8 protein-coding genes are annotated in these 9,104 nt (G+C 64.0%); 2 read left to right on the top strand and 6 right to left on the bottom strand.

What is annotated here, in order from left to right:
• Together EOA29_RS16090 and EOA29_RS16085 are read right to left on the bottom strand one after the other, a co-directional pair.
• A partial coding sequence (locus EOA29_RS16090) for a 4Fe-4S dicluster domain-containing protein (protein ID WP_145969686.1) occupies positions 1-513 on the bottom strand: 513 nt, incomplete at its 3' end.
• The gene (locus EOA29_RS16085; protein WP_126090308.1) at positions 510-3,440 is read right to left on the bottom strand and encodes a molybdopterin oxidoreductase family protein; all 2,931 of its coding nucleotides are present in this window, start codon (positions 3,438-3,440) and stop codon (positions 510-512) included. The genes EOA29_RS16085 and EOA29_RS16090, both read right to left, overlap by 4 nt.
• A 77-nt stretch (positions 3,441-3,517) precedes the next feature.
• On the opposite strand from EOA29_RS16085, the gene EOA29_RS41415 reads away from it, so the two are divergent.
• Both EOA29_RS41415 and EOA29_RS16080 read left to right on the top strand, forming a co-directional pair.
• Positions 3,518-3,664 (top strand): hypothetical protein, encoded by a 147-nt coding sequence (locus EOA29_RS41415; RefSeq protein WP_189350384.1) that lies wholly within the window; start codon positions 3,518-3,520, stop codon positions 3,662-3,664.
• Between the two features lie 54 nt (positions 3,665-3,718).
• Positions 3,719-4,627, top strand: a complete 909-nt coding sequence (locus EOA29_RS16080; protein ID WP_126095646.1) for a LysR family transcriptional regulator — start codon at positions 3,719-3,721, stop codon at positions 4,625-4,627.
• 15 nt (positions 4,628-4,642) lie between these two features.
• On the opposite strand, the gene EOA29_RS16075 is transcribed toward EOA29_RS16080, so the two are convergent.
• From EOA29_RS16075 to EOA29_RS16060, 4 genes are all read right to left on the bottom strand, one after another.
• Positions 4,643-5,575 carry a hypothetical protein gene (locus EOA29_RS16075; RefSeq protein ID WP_126090307.1) on the bottom strand — a complete coding sequence of 311 codons (933 nt, stop codon included), beginning with the start codon at positions 5,573-5,575 and terminating at the stop codon, positions 4,643-4,645.
• A gap of 214 nt (positions 5,576-5,789) precedes the next feature.
• Positions 5,790-7,046 (bottom strand): Hsp70 family protein, encoded by a 1,257-nt coding sequence (locus EOA29_RS16070; RefSeq protein WP_126090306.1) that lies wholly within the window; start codon positions 7,044-7,046, stop codon positions 5,790-5,792.
• Between the two features lie 202 nt (positions 7,047-7,248).
• Positions 7,249-8,043 carry a TIGR02186 family protein gene (locus EOA29_RS16065; protein WP_126090305.1) on the bottom strand — a complete coding sequence of 265 codons (795 nt, stop codon included), beginning with the start codon at positions 8,041-8,043 and terminating at the stop codon, positions 7,249-7,251.
• Positions 8,043-8,966: a sulfite exporter TauE/SafE family protein gene (locus EOA29_RS16060; RefSeq protein WP_126090304.1), complete on the bottom strand. Its 924-nt coding sequence runs from the start codon at positions 8,964-8,966 to the stop codon at positions 8,043-8,045. Before EOA29_RS16060 ends, EOA29_RS16065 begins: the two co-directional genes overlap by 1 nt.
• Positions 8,967-9,104: the final 138 nt, after the last annotated feature.

Raw genomic sequence — 9,104 nt, 5'->3', positions numbered from 1 at the left:
CCGGGCGCTGGTCGGGCATGCCGCGACGCAGGCCGGCACGCGGTCTTCTTTGGCCAGATTGTCGTTGTAGATGCGGTCGACGCAGAGCGTGCATTTCTTCATCACGCCGACATCCGTGTCGAACTCGCGCGCGCCATAGGGGCAGGCCCAACTGCACAGCTTGCAGCCGATGCATTTGTCCTCGTCGACCAGCACGATGCCGTCCGAGGCGCGCTTGTAGGAGGCGCCGGTCGGGCAGACGGTGACGCAGGCCGGCTGCTCGCAATGCAGGCAGGAGCGCGGGAAATTCACCGTGCGGCCGCCCATCTCGGTCACGTGCTCATAAGCGTGCACGCGGTTGAACCAGACGCCGTCGGCATGACCGCCATAGGGATCGGTGTCGGTCAGCGGCGCCATATGGCCGCCGGTGTTCCATTCCTTGCAGGCGGTGACGCAAGCCTGGCAGCCGACGCAGGTATCGAGGTCGATGACGAGGCCGAGCTTCTTCTCGGTTTGGGCGGGAAGGCAGGTCATTCGGCGGCTTCCCTTTTCATGCGAAATTCGGCGCCAAAGCGAAGGATTTCGGGCACGGCCGGGACGTGCGGCGGCTGCCGGAACCGCTCGAACTGCGGCTCGGTGAAGCCGGCTTCTTCGGGCGCGCATTTGGCAATCCGAACCCTGACGTCGAACCAGGCCGCCTGTCCCGTGACGGGATCGGAGTTGGAATAGCGCTTGCCGTTGGCGTCGGCCGAGGTCTGGTCGCCGATGATGTGGTTGAGCAGGAAGCCGCGATTGCTCTCGGCCGCATCGTCCTTCAGGCCCCAGCTGCCGCGCCGCTTGCCGATGGCGTTCCAGGTCCAGACCGTGTCAGGGTTCACGCCGTCGATCAGCTTGATCTGGCCCTTCACACGGCCATTGATGCTTTCGATCCACACCCAGTCGTCGTCGGCAAGGCCGAGTCCGTCGGCCGTCTCCCGGTGCACGAACAGCCGGTTCTGGCTGGTGATCTGTCTCAGCCATGCATTCTGCGAGCCCCAGGAATGGTACATGTGCATCGGCCGCTGCGTCAGCGCATGCAGCGGATATTTTTGCAGATCGACGGCCTCGTCCTCGAAAGGCGCGTACCAGAAAGGCAGCGGGTCCATGTAGGTCTCGATCCGATCGCGCTCGGCTTCCGGCGGCTGCGCTTTTCCATGGCCGCGCGCGGCGAGCCGGAAGCGCTGCATCGGCTCGGAATAAAGCTGGAAAACGATCGGCTCGGCCTTCGCGATGAAACCCATTTGGACGGCAAAGTCGAGATAAGCGCCGTTGGCCATCTTGTAATAGCGCTGGTCGTCGGCAAAGGCGTGATGCCAGAAGCCGCCATTGTCGATGTAGCGCTGCAACTGCCCGGGATTGGCCTCGCCCTTACCGATTGAGCCGCCATCCTTGCCGCGCCAGCCGGCCAGCGGTCCGATGCCCGGCGTGCGCTCGTGGTTGACGATATAGTCGGCATAGTCGCGGTATTTCGCCGAGCCGTCCTCGTTGGCGAAGCCGGGCAGGCCGAGCCGCGCGCCGAGCTCGATCAGCACGGACTGGAACGGCCGCACGTCGCGGTCCGGCTGCACCACCGGATGGCGGACGGCGTCGGCCGGCCCGTCGGCATGGCTGATCGGCCGATCGAGCAGGCTGATGCAGTCATGCCGCTCGAGATAGGTGGTGTCGGGCAGCACCAGATCGGCGAACGGCACAGTCTCGGAATAGTAGGCATCGGAATAGATGATGAAGGGGATTTTGTAGTTTCCGGCTTCATCCTTGTCCGTGAGCATGGCGATGGTCTCGACCGTGTTCATCGAGGAATTCCAGGCCATGTTCGACATGTACATCATCAGCGTGTCGATCGGGTAAGGATCGCCCGCCCAGGCGTTGCGGATGACGCTGTGCATCAGCCCGTGCGCGGCCAAAGGCGCTTCCCAGGAATAGGCCTTGTCGATGCGGGTGGGCCGGCCGGCCTCGTCGACGAGCAGATCGTCGGGCCCGCAGACAAAGCCGAGCGGCGTGCCTTCCAGCGGTGTCATCGGCCGGACGTTCTTGCCGGACGGCTTTGGCCCCGGAGGCGCGCAACGGGGATAGGGCGGCTTGAAGCGGAAGCCGCCGGGCACGTCCACGGTGCCCAGAAGTACCTGCAACAGATGGATGGCACGGCAGGTATGAAAACCGTTGGAATGGGCCGAGATGCCGCGCATGGCATGCATCGACACCGGCCGCCCTTTGATCGTCTCGTGGCGCCGGCCCGCCCAGTCGGTCCAGGCGACCGGCAGCTCGATCGTCTGCTCGAAGGCGACATGCGCCAGCTCCGCCGCGATGCGGCGGATCGTATCGGCGCTGATGCCGCAGCGCTCTGCGACTGCATCAGGCGAGTAGCTGTCGTCCATGTATCGGTCGGCGATGAGCTGGAACACTGGCACGCAGTGGCGGCCATTGACCGTGTAGCTGCCTGTCAGTGCCGGCCTTGCCTCGGGATCGGCTGCGCGTACCGGTGCTTTCGCGCCCCTGTCCCAGGCTAGAAGATCGCCGCTGCCGTCCCGAACGAACAGTCCGTCCTCGGCAGCACCCGCCTCCTGGATCACGAGCCCGGCGGCGTTGGTGTAGCGCAGCAGATAGTCGAGATCGACGCGGCCGGCCTTGAGCAATTCGTGGACGAGGGCGAGCACGAACAACCCGTCCGTGCCCGGCCGGATACCGATCCAGTCGTCGGCGATCGCGTTGTAGCCGGTGCGGCACGGGTTGATCGACACCACCTTGGCGCCGCGTGCCTTCAGCTTGCCGAGGCCGATCTTGATCGGGTTTGAATCATGGTCCTCGGCAACGCCGAACAGCATGAAGTACTTCGTGTTGTCCCAGTCGGGCTCGCCGAACTCCCAGAACGAGCCGCCGATCGTGTAGAGGCCGCCGGCCGCCATGTTGACCGAGCAGAAGCCGCCATGCGCGGCGAAATTCGGCGTGCCGAACTGGCTCGCCCACCAGCCTGTCAGCGACTGCGACTGGTCGCGCCCGGTGAAGAAAGCAAGCTTCTTCGGGTCCGTGCGCCGGATCGCCGACAGCCGCTCGGTGGCTATGATGAGCGCTTCGTCCCATTCGATCTCGCGGAATTCGCCGGAGCCGCGCGGGCCGGTGCGCTTGAGCGGCTTCTTCAGCCGCGCCGGGCTGTAGTGCTGCATGATGCCGGCGCTTCCTTTGCCGCAGATCACGCCGCGGTTCACCGGGTGGTCCTTGTTGCCGTTGATGTAGCGCACCTTGCCGTCCTTGATATGGACGTCGATGCCGCAGCGGCAGGCGCACATGTAGCAGGTGGTCTTGGCGATGCGGTCGGAGACGCTTGGCGAGGTCTCGACGCCGTCGCCCTCGTGGGGCGCTTGGCTGTCGGCCAGCGGCTGCTGGGACGGTGCGGAATTGGCGCCGCGCGGCGATGTTCGGCTCATGATCCGCGAACGCTCTTGCCGCTCGCCATTCTGGCTTTCGTCTTAGGGCCCGGCCCGCGCATGTAGTGGAGCTCGGGATGGTAGCGGTCGCCGGCGAATTGCCGCTTCAGCCGGCGGCTCCAATGCGCGAAAAGGGATTTGAAGCGCCCGATCATTTCCAACCTTGGCCGCCGAAATGCCAAATTTTTCCAACTTCCGGCAAAAACTTAGAACAAAGCAATTGATCTGTCTAACAAGCGGCTCTTGTAATTCTGATCGATTTTGCTTCTTAGTTGGGCATGACTCTCGATCAGTTGCGCATCTTCGTCGCCGTCGCCGAGCACGGCCACATGACCAAGGCGGCCGAATTGCTCGGCATCTCGCAGTCGGCGGCCTCGGCGGCCATCCGCGCGCTCGAAAGTCAGCATGGCGTGCGCCTGTTCAACCGGGTCGGGCGCAACATCGAGCTCGCGCAGACCGGCCACCGTTTCCTGCCCGAAGCCAAGGCGGTCCTTGAGCGAGCGGCGGCTGCGCGCGACGTCCTGGAGCACGTGTCGCAGACGGTTACCGGCAGCCTGTCGATAGCGGCCAGCCAGACCATCGCCAGCTACTGGCTGCCGCTGCGCCTGGCGGCGTTCCATGAAGCCTATCCGGCTGTGCGCCTCAGCGTTACCATCGGCAACACACGGCAGGTGGAGACCAATGTGCTGGACGGCCGGGCCGATTTCGGCCTGGTCGAAGGGCGCACCGAGTCCGACATCCTGCGGCGTGTCACGGTCGACGAGGATCGCATGATGCTGGTGGTGGCGCGCACGCATCCCGAAATCCCGATGACGCCGGCTGGAAACCTCGACATCAGGGCGTTGCGCTGGATCATCAGGGAGGGCGGTTCGGGCACGCGCGAGGCGCTGGAGGATTTCGCGCGCGGCGAAGGGGTCTCGCCGGCGGAACTGCAGATCTTCCTGGTCCTGCCCAGCAACGAGGCGGTGCGTCAGGCGGTGGAGGCCGGCGCCGGCGCCACCATCATCTCGGAGCTGGTCGTCGCGCGCTCCCTGGCGGAGGGGAGTCTCAGGTCCGTGCCGGTCGATCTGCCGAAGCGCGATTTCGCCATGATCACCCACCGCGACCGGCAGGCGAGCCTCGCGCAGATGGCGCTGAAGGCGTATCTCACCGGCAAGGCGCATGCGTCGTCAACGGGCAGGGGCTAGTGGTGGACGCGCTCTCTATTTTGGGGGCTCTATGCGGTGGATGGTCGATCCCGATACCCAGAGCGAACCGGCACCGTAACGAATAGCGTCGCCGAACGAGTTACCTTTGAACTTGCGGACAAGTGTGTTGGCTTTGGGATCGATCTGGGCGACCGGCGTTCCCGGCGTCGAGACCCACACATAGCCGCCGCCGCAAACGATATCGCCGCCACTGCCCGATAGGCCTGTTTGAATCGTCGCCAGCAGCTCGCCGGTCTTTCCATCGATTCGCTGAACCGAGCCATCGCCTTGATTGAGGACCCAGATCGAGCCTTCGCCCGAAGCGATGAAGCGCGGCGACGAGTGAAGCTTGATGGTCGAGATCACCGTGTTGGTTTTTGGATCGATCCTGTACAGCTCGCTGTTGCCGAAACCGGTCACCCACACGGAACCAAAGTCAACGACGACGCCGGCGCTCAATGCCGGCAAATGAATATTCGCATCGACAGCGCCACTGCGGGAATTGAATCGAGTCAGCGTCGTGTTGCCGATGCCCTTCCCTGTGACGACCCAAACCCCGCCTTCGCCGACGCCGATGCTCCCCTCGTTGCTGAGTATCTGGGCGGGTATTTCCTGGACCAGCTTATTGGCGATCGGGTCGACTTTGAGGATCATCTTCTTGCTCGTCGCGGGCACCCAGACAGCACCTTCGCCGATTCCGGGGGCTTGAGATCCACCGCGGCCGTTGACGTCGATATCGATGACGCTGTTGTCCGCAGCGTTGACGCGCTCAAGGAGGCTGCCGCTCATCATCCAAAGGGAATTGAACCCGAACCCAATAAAATCGCCGCCTCTCTGGATTTCCGCCTGGATCACAAGCGTATCGGCGGGAAATTCTTCCGCCGCGATGCTCAATCCTGGCGTTAGCGAAAGAATTGACAGTAGGATCAGGGACTTGATCTGGCGCATTTTCGTCCTCCCGACATTGAGGCTCATCGGCTCTGCAGCCAAATTGAACGTCGAGAACACAGGTGATTGCCTGCGAGCTTAGGCAGATCATTATACTTGGTTCCGCCCTAATGTCCGTGCCAATTCGGGCGCACCCATCCGAGGGGCCGCTCACCACCCAAAACGGCAGTCTTTGTCGGGTACCAAGCGTCGGGCTTTCACCAGAAAAGAAACCTCAGGCGAACTTCCGTTGCGCATCCAGCGCAAGACCAAGCCCGACCGAGCCGAACATGTCGCCTTCGATGACCGAGGCCTGCGGCACCAGCGAAAGGATCCGCCGCTTTGCCAATGGGATTGCGGTCGAACCGCCGGTGAGGAACACGGCGGTGATGGCGGAAGCGGAAATGCCGGCGTCGGCGATCGTCTGCCTGACCGTTGCGGTCACCCGGTCGATGTCCGCCCCGATCGTCTCTTCCAGGCCGGCGCGCGTGATCCCGGCCGCGAAGCGCGCGCCGGGCAGCGACACCTTCACTTCGGCCGAAGATTGGTCGGTGAGCGCGATCTTGGCCCGTTCGACCAGGCCGGCCATCGCATGCCCGTAACGATGCGCGACAATATGGATGAAGCGGTCGACAAGGTCGGCCCGCTCGGCCTCGAAGCGGATCTGCCTTAGATCCGACATTGCCTTGGCGGTGTAGACCAGGTTGATGCGCTGCCAGGTCGCGAGGTCGATGAAATAGCTCGCCGGCAGATTGCGTTTGTGGTCCTTGGTCCGGGTCAGATAGCCGAGCTCGGGCATGACGTTGGCGATGCTGAGCAGCCGGTCGAAGTCGGTGCCGCCGATATGGATGCCGCGATTGGCGAGGATGTCGCCCTTGCGGTCGTCCGAGCGGGCGCGCTCCGGCGAGACGCGAACGACGGAGAAGTCGGAGGTGCCGCCGCCCATGTCGACGATCAGCGCCAGCTCTTCCCGCGCGACGTTCTGTTCATAGTCGAGCGCCGCCGCGATCGGCTCGAACTGGAAGGCGATGTGCTTGAAGCCTTGCGCGCGCGCCGCCTTTTCGAGTTCGCCCTCAGCTTTCGCATCCGCCTCGGCATCGTCGTCGACGAACTGCACCGGGCGGCCGAGCACGACCCGCTCGACCGGGCCGCCGGCATCCTCTTCCAGCCGCTTCTTCAAATGGCTGATGAAGAATCCGATGATGTCGGTGAAACCGATCAGGCGCGCCTTGATGCGCGTCTTGTCGTTGGCCAGCGAACTGCCGAGAACGCTTTTCAGCGAACGCATCAACCGGCCTTCGACGCTGTCGGTGTAGTCGGCGATCGCGCGGCGGCCGAAATAGGTGTGGCCGTCCTCGAAGTTGAAGAAGACGGCGCTTGGCAGAGTGGGCTGCTCGCCTTCCAGCGCCACCAGTCGCGCCCGGCCGTCGCGGATCACGCCCACCGTGGAATTGGACGTGCCGAAATCGATGCCGCCGAATGCCGATTGCATCGCAGCCTCCTGTCATTGCTTCGCGGCAGCGGATCGCCGGCGTCGGAAAATGCGCCGTCATCCGGATGGCCGGACCGCTCTGCCGAAAAATGAATGTGTGTGCTTGCCCCTGACTTGGGAGGCGGCGATTTATCGCAAAACCGGGAAAAGGGGAACCCCTCTTTTCACGGGAAAAATGGTCTTCCCATTTTCCCTGGGAGCATCAATCCTTGCGGAAGACGAGCCGACCGAGCCAGCCGGTGAGCATGGCGAGCGACACCGCGAACACGCCGTAGAGGAAGGAATAGTCGTGCGCGACGCGGAAGATCGACTGTTCGAAACCGGACTTGCGGATTTCGAGCTGGGCGGAGCTTTCCTTCACGAACATGCCGCTCTTGAACAGGAAGGCGCGCGCCTTGTGCGTGCCGACCGGAATGTTGGGCGCGAGCCGCACGGTGGCGCGGAACAGGCTCTGCGACAGGAACTGCACGCCGCCGACATTCTCGCTGTAGAGGCCGGCTGCCGTCTTGCGCTCGCGCAGTGCCGCCGTGAATTCCTCGATCGTCGCCGGGCTGTCGGTCTCGTCGGCAGGCTTCATGTAGAGGTTCTGTGAACCCAACGAGAGCTGCTTGTACTTGGTCGGATCGGCAATGTCCTGCAAGGGCCGCGTCGTGGCGACCGAATAGGACACCGGCACATTCTCGAAGGTCTCCGATTCCAGGTTGATCCAGACGCCGAGCACTCTGTCCTTGCGGCGGACCACGACCGGCCGTGGCGGCCCCTCGAGCACGACGACGACGTCGTAACGCCCCTGCCGCGAAACCAGCGGGTCGGGATTTTCGAGCGATCCGAAGATGGTGAGGTCGGCGCCCGAGAAGCCGGCGGTGATCGATATGGCGTCGGTAGACAGGCCGATCTGGATGCCTTCGGCGGGCGGCGGCGTTTGTGCCGTCGCCGGCGACAGGGCGAGGAACAGCGAAAGCGAAATTGTTGCTGCGAACGCCCTCAACCCCGCCATCAGCTCAGGCCCGCGGCGGAGAGCGAGTAGGGATTGGGCGGGGTCGCGAAGAGGTCGATGGCAAGGCGGATGGCGACGGCCAGCACCAGCAGCGCCAAAAGCGCCCGCAGCTGCTCGCCGCGCAGCCTCTGGCCGGCCTTGGCGCCGTATTGCGCGCCGGCAACGCCGCCGGCCATCAGCAGGAAGGCGAGGATGACGTCGACGGTCTGGTTGGTCGTGGCATGCACCAGCGTGGTGTAGGCCGAAGTGAAGATGATCTGGAACAGCGAGGTGCCGATAACGACGTTGGTCGGCACCTTGAGCAGGTAGATCAGCGCCGGCACCATGATGAAGCCACCGCCGACGCCCATGATCGAGGACAGGAAGCCGATCGCCGCGCCGAGCCCAAGCACGGGGATGACGCTGACGAACAGCTTCGAGGCGCGGAAGCGCATCTTGAACGGCAGCCGGTGGATCCAGTTGTGCTGGCCGGATTTCTTCATCACGGGCGCTGCACCACTGCGCGCGGCGCGCAGCGCGTTGACACTCTCGACCAGCATCAGTCCGCCGACGGTGCCAAGCAGCGCGACATAGAGCAGCGAGATGAACAGGTCCAACTGGCCGAGCCGGCGCAGCAGCGCAAAGACGTAGATGCCGGCGGTCGAGCCGACGATGCCGCCGGCCAGCAGCACGCCGCCGAGCTTGAAGTCGAGCGTGCCGCGTTTGAAGTGCGACAGCGCGCCGGAGAAGGAGGAGGCGATGACCTGGTTGGCGCCGGTGGCCACCGCGATCGCCGGCGGGATGTTGTAGAAGATCAAGAGCGGCGTGATGAGGAAGCCGCCGCCCACCCCGAACATGCCCGACAGGAAACCCACCGCCGCGCCCATCGCCAGCAGCACGAAGACGTTGACGGAAATTTCCGCGATCGGGAGATAGATGCCCACCCGTCTGTCTCGATCAGTTTGCCTGTCGGCGAATGCCGCCGTCCCCAGCAGTTTCGCACCGAAAAGCCAATTTTTTCTTGCGCCGGCGCGGCGGCGGAGTCAAACCCCGCCCCCGCGTCGGAACAAAAACCATCTCAA

This window comes from Mesorhizobium sp. M1E.F.Ca.ET.063.01.1.1, assembly GCF_003998155.1.
Lineage (GTDB): Bacteria > Pseudomonadota > Alphaproteobacteria > Rhizobiales > Rhizobiaceae > Mesorhizobium.
Note: the sequence above shows the minus strand (reverse complement) of the source record. Positions and strands in the feature narration are given on the sequence as shown.

Coding starts and splice junctions, on each gene's coding strand:
- EOA29_RS41415 (WP_189350384.1), top strand. CDS start 3,518: ATGGTAGCGGTCGCCGGCGAATTGCCGCTTCAGCCGGCGGCTCCAATG.
- EOA29_RS16070 (WP_126090306.1), bottom strand. CDS start 7,046: ATGCAATCGGCATTCGGCGGCATCGATTTCGGCACGTCCAATTCCACG.
- EOA29_RS16065 (WP_126090305.1), bottom strand. CDS start 8,043: ATGGCGGGGTTGAGGGCGTTCGCAGCAACAATTTCGCTTTCGCTGTTC.
- EOA29_RS16085 (WP_126090308.1), bottom strand. CDS start 3,440: ATGAGCCGAACATCGCCGCGCGGCGCCAATTCCGCACCGTCCCAGCAG.
- EOA29_RS16075 (WP_126090307.1), bottom strand. CDS start 5,575: ATGCGCCAGATCAAGTCCCTGATCCTACTGTCAATTCTTTCGCTAACG.
- EOA29_RS16080 (WP_126095646.1), top strand. CDS start 3,719: ATGACTCTCGATCAGTTGCGCATCTTCGTCGCCGTCGCCGAGCACGGC.